Genomic DNA, 18,532 nt, shown 5'->3' on the forward strand with positions numbered 1-18,532 from the left:
TGCCCTGGGGTGGAACTGCTAACAACGTAATGGGGTGGACCAAGCCGGGTGCCGCGTCGCTGGCCGGGCGGGAGGTGTCTAAAAAGTTTTTCGGGTTCAAAAATCCCGAGGGCGAATCCGAGGTTTAGACTTCGATCCTTCGACACCGCCCGCAGCAGGTAGTTCGTCCTGATACACCGCCACGACCGACACCACCGCGGTGACTACACCGACCACAGCACCCCACCCCAAAATTATTCGGGACTATGGGTGTTCGACACCCAGCGCGCGGGCCGAGTCAAACCCTCTCTCTCCCCGGATATATAGACATTCCCTATTGCAGTACCCCGCACCGTCAATATATGCACCCACCAGCACCGACCCCACCGGCACCATCACCACAGCGGTGTCCTTGTCCTTGTCGCCGACCCCCGACCGCGCCGACACCAACACCGCCGACCCCACCGACCCCACCAACACCGACTGCGCCAACACCAGCACCACAGCAGCGTCCTTGTCCTTGTCCTTGTCACCGACCCCGCCACCGCCGACACCAGCACCGCCGACCCGCGTCCGACCCTGCCGACACCAACACCGCTGACACCGACCCCCACCGACACCGCGACCACGACGCAGCGCGCACCGTAGCCACAGCAGGCGCGCATGAGCCTTACGCGGTGAGTCACCGCCACACCGGCGCATGTTGGCCATCGGTGTCCGCGGTGCGCACAGCAGCCTGCACTGCGACTCCAACAGCACACCCCATTCTGCGCGTGGACGCGCAGTATATGGGCCAGCACTGGCTGAAGGTCTAGCCCATGTACTGCGTGCCGTCGTGGTCAACAACCGGGGCCAGCAGCGCGAAGTCGGTCAAAAAGTCGTGAGTCTGACCGCCCGTCGTCGGAGACGACGACAGCACGCCGATCACGGCAATCTGGCGGTTGCTTTTATCTCCTACGTAGGTGTAGAGCAGCGATCCGGAGTCGCCGCCGAGCGAGAAGATGTGTACGCGGACCTCGGAGTCGTTCGACGCAACGACCGGACCGCAGGATTCCTGCGAGCGATAGCCCATCTTGCAGACCTTCATGCCAGGGGTGATCTGGTCCGGTGCGAGCATGTCCACAACGGTCGCCTCGGTGGCCACGCGGGTGTCCATCGTTGCAGCAACGTCCTGGTAGACCAGAATCAGTGCCACGTCGGTAGCGAACGGGTAGACATCGCCCGCGCCGGGCTTGCCCATTGTCTGCCACTGGTCAACCTTGCCAAAGGGACGAACATTCGGCTCGTTCGCCAACTTGTAGTAGACGTCAGTGAACCCGTCCTGGACGCAGTGGCCGGCGGTGACACCGTAGACGGTGTTTGTTTTGCGGACGAACCCAGAGAGTGTGCACTTGCGCGACTTGCCGGTGTCCGGGTTCGCCACGAGGATCGTCATGCCTGCGGTGGGTACGGGCCACGCGAGCCAGTTGTTGTTCGGATACTCGTCGTAGTTATAGACACCATACGACTTCATCATCATGCCGCGCTGCTCGATGTATCCGAGTTCCCATTGGTGCAGCAGCACGCCTCGCTCGGTAGCGACGGCGGCCACTTCGGCGGAGGAGGGCTGCTTCACAGACGAATCCGAGTAGGAGTCGTAGACGTCGGGCACCCCACGCGGTGTGGTCTTGCGCGGGATACCGGCGTACGGGTCGTCGTAGACGTCGGGCACCTCACGCGCGCCGGTTTTGCGTGGGATACCGGCGTACGGGTCGTTGTTATCGACCGGCGTGGCGTCGGCGGCGATGTCGTCGGTGGGTACCGCGATGTCGTTGTCCCAGATGTCGGTGACCGTGGTGTCTCCGGAGTTGCCCCGCGAGATGGCCTCGTCATCCTTCGTGGACGCTGCTTCGCTGCAAGCGACAACGCCGGCGACGATGGCGATAGTTCCTAAAATCAGCGCAACCATTCGATTGCGGTTCTTCGGTCCGGGGTCCGTGGTGTGTGCGGTAGTCATGTCTGTGTTTTTACTTTGAGTGTGCAGTTGGTTCACAGTGATTGTGTAATTGGTTCACAGTCTAGCCCACCGCCACCGACAACACCCCGGCCACCGCCCGCGCCAACACCAGCAACACCGCGGTGAACAGATCCACGCCCGCGACAACACCGGCGACCTAACCACGACGCACCCTCACCCTCCCCCGCCACCGACACCGACACCAGGCCCACGACGCAGCGCGCACCGTGGCCGCCGACACATGTGCGCGAGCCTGATCATGCTGTGCAGCATGTGTGTCGGCGAGCGCGACCTATATGGTGTCCACATCGCGCACGGCGGCCTGCACGCCGGTCGCAGGCACAAACACCTCGCGGTGGCCACAGCCGTATCAGACGCACCCACACACCGCCACCGACCACACCATCACGGTGTCACCGACCCCAGCGTGCGTGGCACAATTCACCGACTGCACTAGCACCGGCACCCCTGCGGTGATCCCGTCCACCATCCCCTCCACCGATTCGCCCTTACCCGCACCACCAGGCCCACGACGCCACAGTGTGCGTGATACGTACGGCGCACACACCGCAGCCTGCACCAGGCCACTACCTCGCGCCGACACCGGCCACACCGCCGACTGCACCCGTACCGCAGTGAGTGCGCCTGCTGTGCCCGCGCCACCACAGCAGCCTGCACCACAGCATTACACCAGGCCCACCATCGCGGTGGATATGGTCGCAGCAGCGTCCTGCGGTGTTGCGCCGGGCTGTGTCCACCGCATGTGTGCGCGCGCCTGATCTTGCTGTGCAGCAAGTGCGTCGGCGAGCGCGCCACCGCTGTGGTGACGTCGGCGGGCTGTGGTGGTGGTGTCGGGGCTGTGCTGTGGTGTGGGTGAGCCACCGTGGTGGTGTGTGCCTGCACCCCGTTTCGTGTCCCTCACCTCGCTGTGGTGGTGTCGCTGCGTATGCAGCCACGGCACGCGGGTGTTGCTGCGTCCGCTACCCCGCTGTGGGTGTTGCTGTGTCTGTGCCGGTACCTGTGGCTATGGTTTTGTGCCTGTTACCTGCGCTGTTCCAAAACCGGGTGCAGTCGCTGCAAAACCCTGTTCCAACATGGTGATCGACCGCTCCAAAACCCTGTTCCAACATGGTGATCAGCCACGCCAAAACCCTGTTCCAACCAGGCCACCGCGGTGGCGTGACGGCGGCCCACACGCCGACCCAAACCATTGAGTTAGGACTTACCTATCTCGCCTATAGTGCCTGCATATAGAACACATACCCCACCATCACGGTGGACTTGCCTATAACAGCGATAATGTAATCCAACGACTGTTCCAACCGAGCACACCCACGCTGTTCCGACCACCATCCCGGCGACCGTTACACCGCGGTGTCCGCAGTATGATCCAAAACCACAGCAACCGACGCACAACACCGCTGTGGACACAGCCTGTGACGGTGTCAATAGATGTGTGGCCAACGCCACAGCAGCGCCACTGCTTTCTACCCCCGCGCTACCCCCGGCAAACTAGCCAGCGGTAAGGATTTGGTAAATATCGCGCTTACCAACACGGGCGAATCAAAATACCCCGCCCTGATGTCGCAGGTAGCGGGGTATTTATTCACGAGCCACCTGCGAGAATCGAACTCGCGACCTTCTCATTACGAGTGAGACGCTCTGCCGACTGAGCTAAGGTGGCCGGGCAGCAATGCTGCACCGGGAAGACAGCTTAACCTAGCGGACGCGACCCGCGAAACCCGCAGGTTAAGACACGTTGCACGCGAGCCTTATGCGGCCAATCATGCCGTTGAACGCCACCGCCGGAGTCACGTTCTGGTCCAGGCGCTCACGACACTGGCCGATCGCCTCGAGGCACTCCACGAGCCCCTCCGCCGACACCTGGCCGGCAATCTCACGCGCGAGCCCCTCAAAATCCGGGTGCGTCAGACCAACATCGGCGCCCGACTGCACCACCATCGCATCCCGGTACACCCCCGCCAGGTCCACCAACACGAGGTCCAGCATGTCGCGCTTGCGGCGCGTGCCACGACGCTTCTGCTCCTCTTCCAACTGACGCACCGACGACGCCACCGACCGCAGCGCCTTCGCCGCCCCCTTCCCCTTCGCACCCATACCGAGGGCGTTTTCGAGCTTGGCCCGCTCGGCTTCGTCGTCAGCTTTATGCGCCTCGACGGCCTCCTTCTCCGCCGCCTTCAGCAACGACCCCACCGCCTGAAACGCCTGCGGGCCGTGAAACACCAACTCGGCCAAGTTGATCGCCATCGCGCGACGCTGCTGAATCGCCTCCGAACGCACCAACAACCGCGCCCGGCCAATATGGCGTAGCGACGACACCGCCGCCAGGCGCGCATCATGCTCCGACGCCCCCTCCTCCTCGACGAGAATGCGCACCAACTCATCCTCCGACGGCGACGGCACATACACATGCCGGCAGCGCGAACGCAGCGTCTGCGAAAAGTCCTGCGGATCCGTCGACGGGGCACACATAATGATCACAGTGCGCTCCGGCGGCTCCTCCACCGTCTTCAACAGCGCGTCAGCCGGCGCGGTGGTGATCGACGTGGCCAGGCGGTCCGCGTTTTCGATGATGACAACGCGCCAGGGGGCAACCGTCGGTAAGCGAGCTGCCTTTGCGACGATCTCATCACGCACAAAATCCACCTTGATCGTCGACGTATGCGGCACCACATGCACCAAATCCGTATGCGACCCCGCCAACGCATCACGGCACCCCTTACACCGCCCACACCCAATCTCGTCCGGGTTCTCACACATCAACGCCGCCGCAAACGCCAACGCCGCATTCGACCGCCCCGAGCCCGGAGGGCCCGTAAACAGCCACGCATGCGTCATCGCATACGCATCCCCCTGCCCCCTCGCCGTGGCAGCCGCCGACAATATGATGTCGCGCACCGCCGGGGTGCCAGCCAAACGCTCACTAACGCTGCGGGTAGTCACAGGTGACCAGAGTACCCGCGCGCTAAGGTGATAGACCATGGAACGTATCTGGCGCGAGCTGCAGTGGCTTTGGGGCACGTCGTGGCCTCTCTATGCCGCGACGGTGCTGGGCACCAACCTGCTCGGCGCCGTGGGCTGCATGTTGTTCGTGCGCTTCCTCATCCCGATGGATGCCGTCAACGAGTTAGGTCTCAACGGCCAGCTTGGGTTTATCGGGGTGTTGTATGCAGCGATTGCTGTTGCGCTCGGTGTGATCGTCACGTTTTTCCTGTTCCGGCCGGTGCTGGAGTGGCAGAGGCGCCCTGACGATCATGATCCGAACATGGTGCGGCATTTGGTGATGCGTTTGCCGGTGTTGCAGACGATCATCGTTGTTGCGGTGTGGGGGTTGGGCATTGCGATTGTCACGGTGCGCACGTTGCTTGTCGACGTCCCCCTGGGCATCGTCGTCCTCGCCACCACCATCCTGACGTGTTTTGTGGTGTCGGTGCTCACGTATCTGCAGGCGGAGCGTCTCGTGCGTCCGATTGCGGCGTCGGCGCTGGCGCGGCGGTTCGAGGATTCGACGCTCCAGCCGCCGATTGCGTCTCGGTTGATGCTGACGTGGTTCACCACCTCCGCCGTGCCGATGGTCGGGGTGCTGCTGCTGGCTGTGGCGCAGCGCGTCGGCTACTTCCGGGACACCCCGGGTGAGATGACGGCGGCGATCGTGGCGCTGATCGCGGCGGGTATTTTCACGGGGTTTGTGGGGACGTCGTTTGCGACGGTGATCGTCGTCGATCCGATTAAGGAGCTGCAGGTCGCCATCAACCGTGTGCGCCGCGGTGAGGGCGATACGCAGGTGGACATTTACGACGGCTCCGAGATCGGCGTCCTCCAAGCCGGCTTTAACGAGATGATGCGGGGTCTGCAGGACCGCCAGCGTGTTCGCGACGTGTTTGCCAAGTACGTCGGTGCTGAGGTCGCACAGAAGGCGCTTGAGGAGCGCCCGCAACTCGGCGGCGAGGAACGCAGGGTCGCGGTGCTGTTTATCGACGTCGTCGGCTCCACCACCTACACCGTCCAGCACACCCCCGAGGAGGTCGTGGAGGCACTCAACGAATTCTTCGAGGTTGTCGTTGAGGTGGTGCACCGCAACAAGGGCGTGATTAATAAGTTCCAGGGCGATGCGGCGCTTGCAGTGTTCGGAGCGCCAGTTTCGCTTCACGACGCCGCCTCGCACGCCCTCCAAGCCGCCCGCGAAATCCAGCGCGGCCTGGAAGGCTTCGAACTGAAGGCCGGCATCGGTGTCGCCTCGGGCCACGTGGTCGCTGGCCACATCGGTGGCAAGGATCGTTTCGAGTACACCGTGATCGGCGACGCCGTCAACGGCGCCGCCCGCCTCACCGACCTTGCCAAGGACACCCCGGGCATGGTGCTGACCAACGCCGCGACCCTGCGCGCGGCGAACGAGGTTGAGCAGCAGCGCTGGACGCTGATGAAGTCGGTGGAGTTGCGCGGGCGTAACAAGATGACGCAGTTGGCGCGCCCGGTGCGCTCCACCATGGCGGACCGCTCATAGGACCCAGCACGGCAGCAGCCCCGGCCCAGCGCAGCGCGGCGCGGCAGCAGCCCCGGCCCAGCGCAGCGCGGCAGAACTCAGGCCTGCGGGCGCGCTCAATCGCGCCCGGTCAGTTGTTTCCGAACAGGAGCTGCATGGCTCCGGGGGTGTCGTTCGGCACTTCGTATCCGTTGGGTGACACCCACACTGGGATGCCGTCGCGGATGCATATTCGGCCTCGTCTGACGATCCACGGGTCGTCGTCGTTCGTGCCGTTGTGGTAACTGCACAGGGGTACGAGGTTGGCCAGGTTGGTTTCCCCGCCGTGTCGCCAGGCGGTGATGTGGTGGATTTCGCAGTGATCGGCTCCGTGACGGCAGCCGGGTACCGGGCAGGTCGGCGACATCATCGACGCCAACGTGCGCTGCTTGTCGTTAGCAAAGCGCTTCGCCCGGTAGAGGTTCACCGCCCCCTCTGCAGGGTGGAACGCGGCAACCTCCAGGTCGGCGCCGAACTCGCGGGCGAGGAATTCGGCGCCGGTCATGGTGGTGCCGTCAGTAAGGATGAGTTGAACTTCGTCGCCGTGGCCGGACTGGATGCGGGTCCACTCCGGCAGCGGCACCAGGATGATGGGGCGCGGGGCGGCGTAGGGCATGGCAACCCCGCCAGCACCAGCGCCCGCAACACCGCCGGCGCCAACCCCGCCGACACCGTCAGCACCAGCACCGCCGCCGCGCAGCAGGCTCACCAACGCGTCGGCCATTTGCTCGGCGGCGGGCAGCGACGGGTCGATGAGCGAACGCAGCAGGTGCTCCAAATCGGCGATGTCACGCTCGGAGTAGGTCAGCGACATGTTGCGCATCCCGGAGCGTGATTTGGAGAAGCGGCACTGCTTCTTGGGGGTGGGTTTCGGGGCGGTGATGGTGTCGTCGATACGCCGTGATAGCGCCTTGTACGAGCCGCGGAAGCGCAACAGTTCGAGGCGGAGGCGCCAGCGCTCGGCAAGGTCGGCGACGGCGGCAAGTTTGCGCTCAAGCAGGCAGATCTGGTCGAGCGGCATCCCGGCGGCCAAGCGGCGCGCGTCGGCCTGCTTGCGGGTGAACTTCGTCGCGCCGAAGTAGGTGGCGTGCGCCTGCGCCCACTTGCGTTTCAGGGCGGGATCGAGGGCGGCGAAGGCGGGTGCGGACTCGTCGAAGTCGGCGAGCACGCTGATGTCGGCGTGCGCCAGGGCCTCGAGAATCTCGCTAAATGTCATGCCATGCACGCTAAGCGCACAGCACAACCCTTGTAAAGGAATTGTCCACTATATTGTGCAATCCCTAGCGCTTGCGAGCTTTGACCACGCGTTTTGTGGTCTGCTTCGGCTTGGTCACGCGCTTGGTTGCCTTCTTCTTTGTCGCCTTTTTCTTGGTGGCTTTCTTGCCGCCGTCTTCGGCTTCGCGGGCGCGGCGCGCGGAGAGCAGTTCGTTGGCGCGCTGGTCCGTCATCGTCTCTGGCGTGTCGCCGCGTTGCAGTGACGCGTTGGTTTCGCCGTCGGTGACGTATGGGCCGAAGCGGCCGTCTTTGACGGTCATGGGTTTGCCGGAGACGTCGTTGTCGCCAAGCATCTTCAGCGGTGGCTTGGCGGCGGCGCGGCCGCGGCGTTTCGGTTCGGCGTAGATGCGGCGGGCTTCTTCCAAGGTGATGGAGAAGATCTGGTCCTCGGACGCGAGCGAGCGCGAGTCGCTGCCCTTCTTCAGGTATGGGCCGTAGCGGCCGTTTTGGGCGGTGATGACTTCGCCGTCGGCGGGGTCGACGCCGACTTCGCGCGGCAGCGACAGCAGTTTCAGTGCTTCCTCGAGCGTGACCGTCGCCGGTTCCATCGACGCGAACAGGGAGGCGGTGGCGGGCTTTAGCTGCTCGTCGACCAGCTGCGCCATGCGCTTTTCTTTTTGAGCGGCGGCGGTTTTGGTTTCCCAGTTCTTGGCGCGTTTGCCTTCTTCGGCGCGCTGTTTGTCCTCTTCGGCGCGCTCAGCGGCGATGATTTCTTCGGCGCGGGCTTCGGCGGTGGTGCGTTCGTCGTCACGCACAAGCTCGGTGACATATGGGCCGAAGCGCCCTTCCTTTGCGACGACCACACGCCCATTGGCGGGGTTCTCCCCCAGTTCGCGGCCGGACTGCGGGGTGGCGAAGAGCTTCTCGGCCATCTCGAGTGTGATTTCGTCCGGGGTTGCGGATTCGGGCAGGTTGGCGCGCTGGTATTCGGGCTCGCCTTCGGCGGTCTTACCGACGACGCGCTCGATGTAGGGGCCGTAGCGGCCGACGCGGACGACGACGGGGCGGCCTTCGGCGTCGTCGAAAAGTGTCAGCGAGTTCGCGGCGCGCGCGTCGATGGATTCGAGGTTGTTCTCGATCATGTGCTTCAGCCCGCCGCGGCGTGCGAGGGCTTGCGCCATGGACTCGCGGGCGTCGGCGTCGCCGAAGTAGAAGCCGGTGAGCCACTTGGTGCGGTCTTGGTTGCCGTGGGCGATTTCGTCGAGTTCGTCTTCCATGGAGGAGGTGAAGTCGTAGTCCACGAGTGCGTCGAAGTTGTTTTCCAACAGCCCGACGACGGAGAACGCCACCCAGGACGGCACGAGTGCGTTGCCGCGGACGACGACGTAGCCGCGGTCCTGGATCGTCTTAATGATCGACGCGTAGGTGGACGGGCGGCCGATGCCGAGTTCTTCCATCTTCTTCACCAGCGACGCTTCGTTGTAGCGCGCAGGCGGGTTGGTGGTGTGGCCGTCGGCGGTGACGGACTTGGTGGTCAGTTCGTCGCCCTTGGCCAGTTGCGGCAGGCGGGTTTCGTTGGACTGGCGGTCGGAGTAGGCGCGCAGCCAGCCGGGGAAGGTGACGGTGCGGCCGGTTGCGGTGAACTCGCAAGCCTCACCGGCGGCGTCGGCGGCGATGGTGATTTTGGTGGAGTTGCCGCGTGCGTCTTCCATTTGGGAGGCGACGGTGCGCTGCCAGATCAGTTCGTAGAGCTTGAACTCTTCGGCGTCCAGCGCGCCCGCCAGCTGCCCGGGGGTGGCGAAGCGTTCGCCGGCGGGGCGGATCGCCTCGTGGGCTTCCTGGGAGTTTTTCACCTTGCGGTCGTAGACGCGCGGCTTGGCGGAGACGTAGTCGGCGCCGTAGAGCTCGCGTGCTGCGGCGCGTGCGGCGTCGAGGCCCTGCTTGGACAGGGAGGTGGAGTCTGTACGCATGTAGGTGATGTGGCCGTTTTCGTACAGTCGTTGCGCGATGCGCATGGTGCGTGCGGAGGTGAAGTGGAGTTTGCGGCCGGCTTCTTGCTGCAGCGTTGAAGTCATGAACGGCGCGTATGGTTTGCGCGTGTAGGGCTTTTCTTCGACTGCGGTGACGTGCATCGGTGCGGTGCCGAGGTCGTCGACAAGCGAATGCGCTTTTTGCTTATCGACGACCACCGCATCCGACACTAACTCTCCCCGGTCATTGAAGTCGCGGCCCTGTGCGATGCGCTTGCCGTCAAGGGAGACGAGTTTGGCGTCGAATTCTTCGGAAGAGTGGGCGAGCGAAGCAACCAAGTCCCAGTACTCGGCGGCGATGAACGCCATGCGCTCGCGTTCGCGCTCGACGATGACGCGGGTGGCCACGGATTGGACGCGGCCGGCGGACAGTCGCGGCATGACTTTCTTCCACAGCACGGGGGAAACTTCGTAGCCGTAGAGGCGGTCGAGGATGCGGCGGGTCTCTTGGGCGTCGACAAGATCCATGTCGAGCTCGCGCGTGTTTTCGGCGGCTTCGCGGATGGCGGATTCGGTGATCTCGTTGAACACCATGCGCTCTACCGGCACCTTCGGCTTAAGGGTTTCAAGCAGGTGCCACGCGATCGCTTCACCTTCGCGGTCCGGGTCTGTTGCCAGCAGGAGTTTATCGGCCTGCTTGAGCTTGGCGCGCAGGTCGGTGACCTTCTTTTTCTTGTCAGCGGACACGACGTAGATCGGGTCGAAACCCTTCTCCGGGTTGACGCCGAGTTTTGCCCACGGCTCGTTTTTGTACTTCGCGGGGATGTCGGCGGCGCGGCCCGGCAGGTCACGGATGTGGCCCACCGATGCTTCCACGATGTAATCGTCGCCGAGATACTTCTGTATCTTCTTCGCCTTTGTCGCGGACTCCACGATCACGAGAGTCTTGCCGTTTGCAGTCACGCTGACCTTTCCTCGATTCCCACTAAGCGTATGAGCGGTAAAACTTCCTCATTCTTATCAGACAACTAGCACATGGTTATACGGACGGGGGATTTTCTCGCCCCTGGCATTACACTGCGTTGGTGCCCTGGCGCGGAGTTGTTGGGGTGGAAAGGAGGACGCAGCGTGGTCGATTCACTCATTGAGTTTTTGCATACGTTGATGGGGTTGCCGATCTTTTACCCACTCGTCGTGTTGCTGATCGTTTCGGATGCGTTGGCGCCGGTGGTGCCGTCTGAAACCGTGTTGAATCTGGCTGGTGCGTTTTCCGCGTCGCGTGGTGTGCCGAACGTGTGGGGTGTGATCATCGCGGCGATTATCGGCGCGATTGTTGGCGACAATATTTGTTTCGCCCTCGGCGCGAAGTTGATTCACCGGGTGGATAGGTTGGATCCGGATTCGAAGGCTGGCCAGGCGATTACGTGGGTGCGGGCCAACATGAACCGGGGTGCGGGCGCGATGATTATTGTTGCGCGGTTCCTCCCGTGGGCGCGTTGGGTGGCCACGATTGTGCTGGGGTCGGTGCGTTACAACTGGTTTAAGTTCTTCTTTTTCGACACCATCGGCGTGATCCTGTGGGCCTGCCTGAGTGTCGGCATGGGGTATTTGGGTGGCACGCTCCTGCAGCAGTACCCGCTTCTGGGCATGGTGCTGGGTGTGGTGTTGGGTTCCCTTGTGGGGTTTGTGATTCAGAAGCTGCAGAACCAGATCTTTGAGCGTTCCGATATTCGCCGCGGTATCAGTGCGGTGTAGGCATAAAAATTTCCCCCGGGCGGGTGTACCGTCCGGGGGTTTGTTCGCGCTGTTTTAGAGGGCTGTTTTACAGGGCGCGGACCTGCTGGGCCTGTGGGCCCTTGGCGCCTTCGCCGACCTCGAACTCGACCTGCTGGTTTTCTTCGAGGGTGCGGAAGCCGGAACCCTGAATTTCGGAGTAGTGGACAAAGACGTCGGCGGAGCCGTCGTCGGGTGCGATGAAGCCGAAGCCCTTTTCGGCGTTGAACCATTTAACAGTTCCGGTTGCCATGGTGAAACCTTTCAAAATGTTGCATGTTTTTGTCGTCCACCAGGGCCTGTTTGGTCCTGGTACCCGCGTGCACAATCCTCGCGAGCACCTGATGAGGCGCACACAAAATCTGTGACCGTTGCCCAGTCTGCCACGATTTGTTGTCGGGGGCACTGCTTTGGCCCGGCTAAAGTGGCTCACCATCATGGTTTCTGGTTTTGGCGATGAGCTCGTTTCGGTGCTTGCGCAGCGTTTCCCTGCTGCGACGGTGACGCATGTGGAGCATGAGCCGGCTCGTCTCGCGGTGTTTGGACAGTGGCCCGAGTGGGTGGAGCCGGGGTTGAAGCAGATGCTTATCGACGACGCCGTCACCCTCCCCTACGCCCACCAAACCCAGTGCGCGGAGTTGGCGTGGGCGGGCCGGGATGTGGTGGTGGCGACGGGCACGTCGTCGGGAAAGTCGTTGGGCTATCAGTTGCCGGTGCTTTCCGCGTTGGCGGCGGATCCGAAGGCGTGCGCGATGTATCTGACGCCGACGAAGGCGTTGGGTTCGGACCAGTTGCAGGCAACGCTTGCCATGACGCGGGGGAATGCGGCGCTGTCGTCGGTACACCCGGCGCCGTATGACGGGGATACGCCGCAGGAGTCGCGGACGGGTATCCGGGAGCACACCCGCTACGTGTTTACGAACCCGGACATGCTGCACGCGGGTCTTTTGGGTGCGCACGAGCGTTGGGCGAGGCTGCTGCGCCATTTGAAGTTTGTGGTGGTGGACGAGTGCCACACCTACCGGGGTGTGTTCGGGGCGAACGTGTCGTTGGTGTTGCGCAGGTTGCTGCGTATTGCGAAGGCGTACGGGTCTGAGCCGACGCTGATTTTCGCCTCAGCGACCGCGGCGGATCCTGCGGGCCAGGCGTCGCGGCTGTGCGGGCGCGAGGTTGTTGCGGTGACGGAAGATGCGGCGCCCACCGGCGAGCGCACCATCGCGTTGTGGGAGCCGGGGTTCATCGAGGGCGCCGAGGGCGAAAACGGCGCGCCGGTGCGGTACCCGGCGACGACGGAGGCGGCGTCGATAATGTCCACGCTGCTGTTGCAGGGTGCGCGCACGTTGACGTTTGTGCGTTCGCGCCGCGCCGCGGAGACGGTGGCCATGCGCGCCCAGGAGGACCTGGTGGTGGCGGGCCGGGCGGATTTCGCCAGCCGTGTCGCCTCGTATCGTGCGGGGTATCTCGCGGAGGATCGCCGTGCGCTTGAGCAGCGTTTGGACAACGGGGATCTGCTTGGCGTGGCCACGACGAATGCGCTTGAGCTCGGCATCGACGTCGGGGGCCTGGACGCGGTGGTCATGGCGGGGTTTCCGGGCACGGTGGCGTCGTTTCGTCAGCAGGCCGGGCGCGCAGGTCGGCGCGGTCAGGGCTCGGTGGTGGTGATGGTGGCGCGCGACGAGCCGATGGACACGTACCTGGTCCACCACCCCGAAGTACTGTTGGGCCGGCCGGTGGAAAATAGCGTGTTCAACCCGGCCAACCCCTATATCCTGCGCGGGCACATGTACTGCGCGGCGGTGGAGCGTCCGCTTAGCGACGACGACGTCGCCGCCTTCAACGCCACCGACGTGGTCAACGACCTGACCGCCGAGGGGTTGCTACGCCGCCGGCCGCAGGGGTGGTTTGCGGTGCCCCAGTTGGAGGGGGAGGTCACTCCGGAGACGGCGCATGCGTCGGTAAGCATCCGCGGCGGCGTGGGTGAGGAAGTCATGATCGTCGATGTGACCGACGGGCGGCTTTTGGGCACCGTGGACGCGGGGCGTGCGATGAGCCAGGTGCACGACGGCGCGGTGTACATCCACCAGGGCGAATACTTTGTGGTGCAGTCGCTAGACCTGGACGATTACGTGGCGCTGGTCGCGCCGGAGCGGCCGGATTACTCCACGCAGGCGCGCTCCACGACCGACATCACGATCCTTGGCGAGCCGACAGATCTGGAAAACCCGTCGCCGGGACTGTGGGTGGCCAGTGTGGACGTGGAGGTCATCGACCGTGTCACCGGCTATGTCGTCCGGCTTGCCGACGGCACCGTCTCCGAACACATCCCCCTCGACCTGCCCGAGCAACGCCTAGTCACCCGCGCGGTGGCGTACACGATCGACCCTATGGTGCTGGACAAACTGGGTATTACGGCTGGCGAGATCCCCGGCGCGCTGCACGCCGCGGAGCACGCCGCGATCGGCCTGCTGCCGCTTTTGGCCACGTGCGATCGGTGGGACATCGGCGGCGTGTCCACGGCGTTGCACCAGGACACCATGCTGCCCACGGTGTTTGTCTACGACGGCCACCCGGGCGGCGCGGGCTTTGCCGACGAGGGCTTTGCCCGCTTCCACGAGTGGATCGCCGCAACCTACGAAACGGTGCGGTCCTGCGGCTGTAAGGACGGCTGCCCGTCGTGTGTGCAATCGCCGAAGTGTGGCAACGGCAACCAGCCACTGGACAAGCACGCCGCGCTGAAGCTGCTCGGCGCGCTGGTGAGCATGACTGGCTGACCGGCGAGCCATTACGGCCCGGCGCGAGCGGTCGCTTCGGCGTGGCGCAGCCGCACGGCCACGATGACGTCGCCCTCTGCAAACTCGCACGAGGTGACCTCGGCGCCGTTGTTGCTGGCGGTTTCGTTGCCCCACTCGCAGGCATCAGCACCCCGGTAGAGCGCGGTGGCGGCGGCGACGGCGGCAAGGTCTGCGGCCACGCGGGCCCGGTGCGCGTCGGCGGTGCCGGCCCCGGTGACCACCACCGCAAGGGCCAAGGAGACCACTGCGGTGATGATGCCTGTGGTGGTGACGGTGGCGGAGCCGGTGTCGTCGATAAGCAATCGGCGCATTAGAACTCCACCGGAAAAACCGCGGTGGCGCGCATGGTGCCAATCGGGGCCGGAACAGCGGCGGTGACGGTGGCCAGACCTGCAGATTCGTGCATGGTCACCTCGCCGCGCGGGGCGGTGTAATCCACCCCCATGGCGTGCGCCCGGGCAGCAGCACCGGCGATGTCCACGGCGGCGATGTAGGCGGACATCGTGGCAATGCCGCCCACGATCGCAGCCGTGACCACCACGAGCGTGGCCAGCGAAAGCGCCGTTTCAATCGTGGTCATTAGCCCGGGGTGTTGGTCAGGGCGCTGGTGATCACGTTCTCAATCGCGGAAACGACCCCGTCGCCGTTGACCACGAGATACAGCACCCCGGCAAGGGCAGCTGCCGCCAACGAACCGAAAGCATATTCGATGGTTGACATTCCGGCGTCGTTACGCAAACGCTGGATGAAGAAGGTGGAAATGCGGGTCATGATTGTTCCTTTCAGAAGTTGATGAGGTTGCTCCCGAGGCTGATCACCACAGGCGCGAGCCCGAGGACGAAAAACGCCGGGAGGAAAAACGCGGTGAGCGGGATGGCGATGAGTACGCCGGCGCGTTCCGCTTTGGCTTTGGCATGGTCGGCGGCGTCGGCACGCAGGTTTGAAGCGATACGTTCGCACCCTTGCGCCAGCGCCGCGCCGGACGCGTGCGTCATTGCGACGAGGCTGGCCAGGTCCTCCCCGCCGGGAATGGCGTGGAGTTCCGACCAGGCGCGCTCAGGTTCGACCCCGAGCGCGAGCAGCGCTGCGACGGTGTGCCACGGGCTGCGGTCACCGTCGTGAGTTTCGGCAACCGCGGCGGCTGCGGCACTGACCGGCAGCCCAGCCTCGAAGCAGGCCGCGAACAGGGTGATGTCGGCGGCGCAGCGGTCCGGCTGCGCGTAGTCGGGGCCGTCGCGAGGGGTTTTCGGTGTGGGTGCGGCGTGGTGTGTGACGCGCCGGGCGGGCTGCGCGGGACTGACGGCGAGCGCGGAGGCAATGAGCAAGGTGACGGCGATCATGTGGTGGCTCCTTGGATGATGAGTTGGGAAACGATCACACCGGCGCACACCAGCGCGGTGCCGACGGTGAGCAGTACTCCGCCGAGGCCTCCCCCGGTGAGCAGCGCGAGCGGGTTCGCGCCCATCGCCGCGCCCATGAGCAGGCCGGCGAACGGCAGCAGTGCGAGCACGACAGCGGTGGTTTTCGGGCCGGCGAGCGCGGCGTTGGTGGTGGCGCGGTGGCGTCGGGCGTGGTCGATGTCGTCGCGTGCGGCGGCAACCAGGCGCGACAGCGGTACTCCTCTACTGGCCGACAGTGCGAACAGCGGGGCGATGCGGGCGAACTCGTCCGTCTCGGCCGCAAGTGGTGCGCCAGTGCCGACGTGGTGGATGAGGTGCGCGACGTCGCGGGCGATCTCGCGCGGTGCGTGTTCGGCGGCGCGCTCTAACGCGGCGTGCAGTGGCGCGCCGGCTTCGACGTTGGTGCCAAGGTGACCGAGGAAGGTGGCGACCGCTTCCGTGCGCTTGGAGGCGGCCCGGGCGCGCCGTTGGGTATCTGCGACCCACACCACCGTCGCCGCACCCATCGCTAGCGCGATGACCAGGCTGGCCCGGTCGAACGCCAGGGCGGCGAGCACCACGGCGCCGACAACCAGCGGGATGACAATGCGGGGAGGAACAGCCAACGAGCGCGGCGCGATGCGAGCGCCAGGAGCAGGTGGCGGGCAGGCGGCGGCGCCGGCGAGGAGCAACAGCGTGGTCATGACAGCAGCTCCTCGTAGCCTTCGGCGGGGCCGGTGTCGGCGTCCCACACCACCTTGGCGCGCACGGGTTGGCCTTCGAGCACCCCGATCTGATGAAGGCGGCGTGTGCCGTCGGGGTGGCGTTTGACCACGATGACCACGTCGATAGCTGCGGCGAGTTGGGCGTGCAGCCCGGCGCGATCCAGCCCTCCCAGGGCGGCGAGGGCTTCGAAGCGGGCGGGGACCTCGGCGATCGAGTTGGCGTGCAGGGTGCCGGCGCCGCCGTCGTGGCCGGTGTTCAGTGCTGCGAGCAGGTCGACGACTTCGGCGCCGCGGATCTCGCCCACTACGACGCGGTCGGGTCGCATACGCAGCGACTGGCGCACCAGGTCCGCGATGGTGATCTCGCCGGCGCCCTCGGAGTTCGCGCCGCGGGTGGTCAGGTTGACCACGTGCGGATGGTCGGGGGTGAGTTCCAGGGTGTCTTCGATAGCGACGATGCGCTCGGCCGGGTCGACCTCCGCGAGCAGGGCGGACAGCAGCGTGGTCTTGCCGGAGCCGGTGCCGCCGACAACCACAAACGCCTTTCGCTTTGCGACGACCCCACGCAGCACCTCCGCTACCTCCCCGCTCAGGGCGCCTCGCGCCACCAGGTCGTCGAGGGTGGCCGAGGCGGTGTGCAGCACGCGCAGGGAGATGCAGGTGCCGGCCTGGGCGGTTGGGGCGAGCACGGCGTGGAAGCGCAGGAGGGTGCCGTCGTCACGGGTGATGTGGCCGTCGCAGAACGGTTGCGCGTCGTCGAGACGGCGCCCGCAGCTGGCGGCCAGGCGGGAGGCGAGGCGGCGCACGGCGGCTTCGGATTCGAAGCGCACCGCGGAGCGTTCCAGGCCCGCACCCGAGTCGACGTAGACGCAGTTGGGGCCGTTGACGCAGATGTCGGTGACGGTGTCGTCGGCAAGCAGTGCTTCGAGGGGTCCGGTGCCGGTGGTGTCGTCGCGAAGTGTGCGCATCACATCCAGCACGCCGATGTCGCTGATCACCACGGCTTCTTCGCGGATGAGGGCTGCGATGCGGGCAGGCTCCGGGTCGTTGGGCTCGTCGGCGAGGCGGCGTTTGACGCGGGCGATGAGGTCGCGGTCGATCATTTAGGCCACCTCCTCGAGCACCGCATTGGCGCAGGCGGCTAGCGAACGGGGCACACGCGCGGGCAGGCCGGACTTCTCCACCGTGCGAGTCAGCCCGCGCACGTGTGGCAGGTGGGTGAGCACGGTGGCGCCGGTGGTATGCGCGATCTCCTCGTCGGTAAGCGCGGCCCAGGCGCTATCGCGCACAACCACCACACACGGCAGACCAGCGGCGGCGCACTCGGCGACGATACGGGTCGCGGCGGCAACTGAGCGCACCTCGGGCACGACCACCACGACGACCAGGTCGCTGCGGCCGGGAATCAGCGCGGCGGGCGCATCCACCACCGTCAGCCCTGCCCCGCCGACGGCGCCGGCGACGTGCTCCAACGCGGCCGCCTCCAGCCGGAACGGGTCCGCCACGCGCTGGCGCGGAAAGGTCAGCACCGCGATGTCGTCGGCGGTGGCGGGCAGCGCGCGGCGCACGTCGGTGCGCGCCACGGTGCCCTCACCGAAGTCGATCTCGCCCCAGCGCGCGCCGGGGACGTGCTCGATGCCAAGCAGCAGGTCGAGCCCGCCGGAGAGCCAGTGCCCGTCGAGCAGCGTTGCCGAATCACCCCGCGCCGCCACCCGGCACAGCGCCGCCGCCAGGGTGGACGCCCCTGCCCCACCGGATGCGCCGACGATGGTGATCACCTTCCCGCGCGCGCCTACGACTGCGGGTTGCACGGCAAGGGTTCCGATCGCGCGCAGCAGGTCCGCAGCCTCGGCGGGCAGGACGAAGACCCGCTCGGCTGAATCGACCAGCTCCCCACCGACGCGGAAGACGTTCGCTGCGTGGGGTGGGGAAAGGTCGGGGGCGCGGGTGTCGTCGATAAGCACGGCGAATGCTTTGGGCGCGTGGCGGGCGAGCTCGGCCGCATCGGCGGTGTCGATGACCTGGCGGCCGGTCGCGGCGGCGAGGTGAACGGCCTCGGAGTGGGTGGCGAGGTCGGCGACCGCGACCACGATCGGGCCGGTGTGTGGGTGTGTGCGTGTCATGCCAATAGTGTTTTTCACCAGCGCAAATGTGGCAACC

General features: G+C 65.4%; 17 protein-coding genes and 1 tRNA gene. 4 read left to right on the forward strand and 14 right to left on the reverse strand.

Translation table 11 applies throughout. The annotated features are described in order from the left end of the window. Nucleotides 1-243: 243 nt before the first annotated feature. Together HMPREF3048_RS12250 and HMPREF3048_RS03855 are read right to left on the reverse strand one after the other, a co-directional pair. Nucleotides 244-690 carry a hypothetical protein gene (locus tag HMPREF3048_RS12250; RefSeq protein ID WP_168167335.1) on the reverse strand — a complete coding sequence of 149 codons (447 nt, stop codon included), beginning with the start codon at nucleotides 688-690 and terminating at the stop codon, nucleotides 244-246. Between the two features lie 100 nt (nucleotides 691-790). Next, nucleotides 791-1,975 carry a chymotrypsin family serine protease gene (locus HMPREF3048_RS03855; protein WP_070771242.1) on the reverse strand — a complete coding sequence of 395 codons (1,185 nt, stop codon included), beginning with the start codon at nucleotides 1,973-1,975 and terminating at the stop codon, nucleotides 791-793. Between the two features lie 431 nt (nucleotides 1,976-2,406). On the opposite strand from HMPREF3048_RS03855, the gene HMPREF3048_RS12045 reads away from it, so the two are divergent. After that, on the forward strand, nucleotides 2,407-2,754 hold the full coding sequence (locus tag HMPREF3048_RS12045) for a hypothetical protein (RefSeq protein WP_141758847.1): 348 nt from the start codon (nucleotides 2,407-2,409) through the stop codon (nucleotides 2,752-2,754). An 832-nt stretch (nucleotides 2,755-3,586) separates the two neighbouring features. Here HMPREF3048_RS12045 and HMPREF3048_RS03860 read toward each other — a convergent pair. Both HMPREF3048_RS03860 and HMPREF3048_RS03865 read right to left on the reverse strand, forming a co-directional pair. After that, nucleotides 3,587-3,659, reverse strand: a tRNA-Thr gene (locus tag HMPREF3048_RS03860). A gap of 65 nt (nucleotides 3,660-3,724) precedes the next feature. Then, the gene (locus HMPREF3048_RS03865; RefSeq protein WP_070839931.1) at nucleotides 3,725-4,939 is read right to left on the reverse strand and encodes a DNA polymerase III subunit delta'; all 1,215 of its coding nucleotides are present in this window, start codon (nucleotides 4,937-4,939) and stop codon (nucleotides 3,725-3,727) included. Nucleotides 4,940-4,976: 37 nt separating this feature from the next. Between HMPREF3048_RS03865 and HMPREF3048_RS03870 the strand changes: the two genes are divergently transcribed. Then, entirely contained in the window at nucleotides 4,977-6,500 is a 1,524-nt protein-coding gene (locus HMPREF3048_RS03870) for an adenylate/guanylate cyclase domain-containing protein (protein WP_070452965.1), read from the forward strand. 109 nt (nucleotides 6,501-6,609) lie between these two features. On the opposite strand, the gene HMPREF3048_RS03875 is transcribed toward HMPREF3048_RS03870, so the two are convergent. Further along, complete coding sequence (locus tag HMPREF3048_RS03875; protein WP_070771243.1) at nucleotides 6,610-7,734, reverse strand: HNH endonuclease signature motif containing protein; 1,125 nt, start codon at nucleotides 7,732-7,734, stop codon at nucleotides 6,610-6,612. A gap of 64 nt (nucleotides 7,735-7,798) precedes the next feature. Next, nucleotides 7,799-10,666, reverse strand: a complete 2,868-nt coding sequence (gene topA, locus HMPREF3048_RS03880; protein ID WP_070771244.1) for a type I DNA topoisomerase — start codon at nucleotides 10,664-10,666, stop codon at nucleotides 7,799-7,801. Between the two features lie 165 nt (nucleotides 10,667-10,831). Between topA and HMPREF3048_RS03885 the strand changes: the two genes are divergently transcribed. Beyond that, nucleotides 10,832-11,458, forward strand: a complete 627-nt coding sequence (locus HMPREF3048_RS03885) for a DedA family protein (RefSeq protein ID WP_070771245.1) — start codon at nucleotides 10,832-10,834, stop codon at nucleotides 11,456-11,458. A 67-nt stretch (nucleotides 11,459-11,525) separates the two neighbouring features. Here HMPREF3048_RS03885 and HMPREF3048_RS03890 read toward each other — a convergent pair whose 3' ends face one another. Beyond that, a complete protein-coding gene (locus tag HMPREF3048_RS03890) occupies nucleotides 11,526-11,729 on the reverse strand; it encodes a cold-shock protein (protein ID WP_070421537.1) in 204 nt (67 codons plus the stop codon). Nucleotides 11,730-11,913: 184 nt separating this feature from the next. Between HMPREF3048_RS03890 and HMPREF3048_RS03895 the strand changes: the two genes are divergently transcribed. Beyond that, nucleotides 11,914-14,247, forward strand: a complete 2,334-nt coding sequence (locus tag HMPREF3048_RS03895) for a DEAD/DEAH box helicase (protein ID WP_070771246.1) — start codon at nucleotides 11,914-11,916, stop codon at nucleotides 14,245-14,247. 11 nt (nucleotides 14,248-14,258) lie between these two features. Here HMPREF3048_RS03895 and HMPREF3048_RS03900 read toward each other — a convergent pair whose 3' ends face one another. The 7 genes from HMPREF3048_RS03900 to ssd are packed head-to-tail and all read right to left on the reverse strand — an operon-like array spanning nucleotide 14,259 to nucleotide 18,513. Further along, the gene (locus HMPREF3048_RS03900) at nucleotides 14,259-14,579 is read right to left on the reverse strand and encodes an Rv3654c family TadE-like protein (RefSeq protein WP_070771247.1); all 321 of its coding nucleotides are present in this window, start codon (nucleotides 14,577-14,579) and stop codon (nucleotides 14,259-14,261) included. Continuing rightward, entirely contained in the window at nucleotides 14,579-14,848 is a 270-nt protein-coding gene (locus HMPREF3048_RS03905; protein WP_070771248.1) for a hypothetical protein, read from the reverse strand. The genes HMPREF3048_RS03900 and HMPREF3048_RS03905 overlap by 1 nt, the downstream gene beginning before the upstream one ends. Then, complete coding sequence (locus HMPREF3048_RS03910) at nucleotides 14,848-15,039, reverse strand: DUF4244 domain-containing protein (RefSeq protein ID WP_070421541.1); 192 nt, start codon at nucleotides 15,037-15,039, stop codon at nucleotides 14,848-14,850. Before HMPREF3048_RS03910 ends, HMPREF3048_RS03905 begins: the two co-directional genes overlap by 1 nt. An 11-nt stretch (nucleotides 15,040-15,050) precedes the next feature. Next, the gene (locus HMPREF3048_RS03915) at nucleotides 15,051-15,608 is read right to left on the reverse strand and encodes a type II secretion system F family protein (RefSeq protein WP_070771249.1); all 558 of its coding nucleotides are present in this window, start codon (nucleotides 15,606-15,608) and stop codon (nucleotides 15,051-15,053) included. Continuing rightward, entirely contained in the window at nucleotides 15,605-16,351 is a 747-nt protein-coding gene (locus HMPREF3048_RS03920) for a type II secretion system F family protein (RefSeq protein ID WP_070771250.1), read from the reverse strand. The genes HMPREF3048_RS03915 and HMPREF3048_RS03920 overlap by 4 nt, the downstream gene beginning before the upstream one ends. Further along, nucleotides 16,348-17,475, reverse strand: coding sequence for a TadA family conjugal transfer-associated ATPase (locus tag HMPREF3048_RS03925; protein WP_070771251.1), 1,128 nt, complete (start codon nucleotides 17,473-17,475; stop codon nucleotides 16,348-16,350). The genes HMPREF3048_RS03920 and HMPREF3048_RS03925 overlap by 4 nt, the downstream gene beginning before the upstream one ends. Continuing rightward, nucleotides 17,476-18,513 carry a septum site-determining protein Ssd gene (ssd, locus tag HMPREF3048_RS03930; RefSeq protein WP_246818839.1) on the reverse strand — a complete coding sequence of 346 codons (1,038 nt, stop codon included), beginning with the start codon at nucleotides 18,511-18,513 and terminating at the stop codon, nucleotides 17,476-17,478. It lies immediately after the preceding gene. Nucleotides 18,514-18,532: the final 19 nt, after the last annotated feature.

Source organism: Corynebacterium sp. HMSC075D04, assembly GCF_001815635.1.
GTDB lineage: Bacteria > Actinomycetota > Actinomycetes > Mycobacteriales > Mycobacteriaceae > Corynebacterium > Corynebacterium coyleae.

Excerpts from the sequence above, each read along its gene's own strand:
- HMPREF3048_RS12250 (WP_168167335.1), bottom strand. The coding sequence starts at position 690 with ATGGCCAACATGCGCCGGTGTGGCGGTGACTCACCGCGTAAGGCTCAT.
- HMPREF3048_RS03855 (WP_070771242.1), bottom strand. The coding sequence starts at position 1,975 with ATGACTACCGCACACACCACGGACCCCGGACCGAAGAACCGCAATCGA.
- HMPREF3048_RS03870 (WP_070452965.1), top strand. The coding sequence starts at position 4,977 with ATGGAACGTATCTGGCGCGAGCTGCAGTGGCTTTGGGGCACGTCGTGG.
- HMPREF3048_RS03875 (WP_070771243.1), bottom strand. The coding sequence starts at position 7,734 with ATGACATTTAGCGAGATTCTCGAGGCCCTGGCGCACGCCGACATCAGC.
- HMPREF3048_RS03890 (WP_070421537.1), bottom strand. The coding sequence starts at position 11,729 with ATGGCAACCGGAACTGTTAAATGGTTCAACGCCGAAAAGGGCTTCGGC.
- HMPREF3048_RS03895 (WP_070771246.1), top strand. The coding sequence starts at position 11,914 with ATGGTTTCTGGTTTTGGCGATGAGCTCGTTTCGGTGCTTGCGCAGCGT.
- HMPREF3048_RS03900 (WP_070771247.1), bottom strand. The coding sequence starts at position 14,579 with ATGCGCCGATTGCTTATCGACGACACCGGCTCCGCCACCGTCACCACC.
- HMPREF3048_RS03905 (WP_070771248.1), bottom strand. The coding sequence starts at position 14,848 with ATGACCACGATTGAAACGGCGCTTTCGCTGGCCACGCTCGTGGTGGTC.
- HMPREF3048_RS03910 (WP_070421541.1), bottom strand. The coding sequence starts at position 15,039 with ATGACCCGCATTTCCACCTTCTTCATCCAGCGTTTGCGTAACGACGCC.
- HMPREF3048_RS03915 (WP_070771249.1), bottom strand. The coding sequence starts at position 15,608 with ATGATCGCCGTCACCTTGCTCATTGCCTCCGCGCTCGCCGTCAGTCCC.
- HMPREF3048_RS03920 (WP_070771250.1), bottom strand. The coding sequence starts at position 16,351 with ATGACCACGCTGTTGCTCCTCGCCGGCGCCGCCGCCTGCCCGCCACCT.
- HMPREF3048_RS03925 (WP_070771251.1), bottom strand. The coding sequence starts at position 17,475 with ATGATCGACCGCGACCTCATCGCCCGCGTCAAACGCCGCCTCGCCGAC.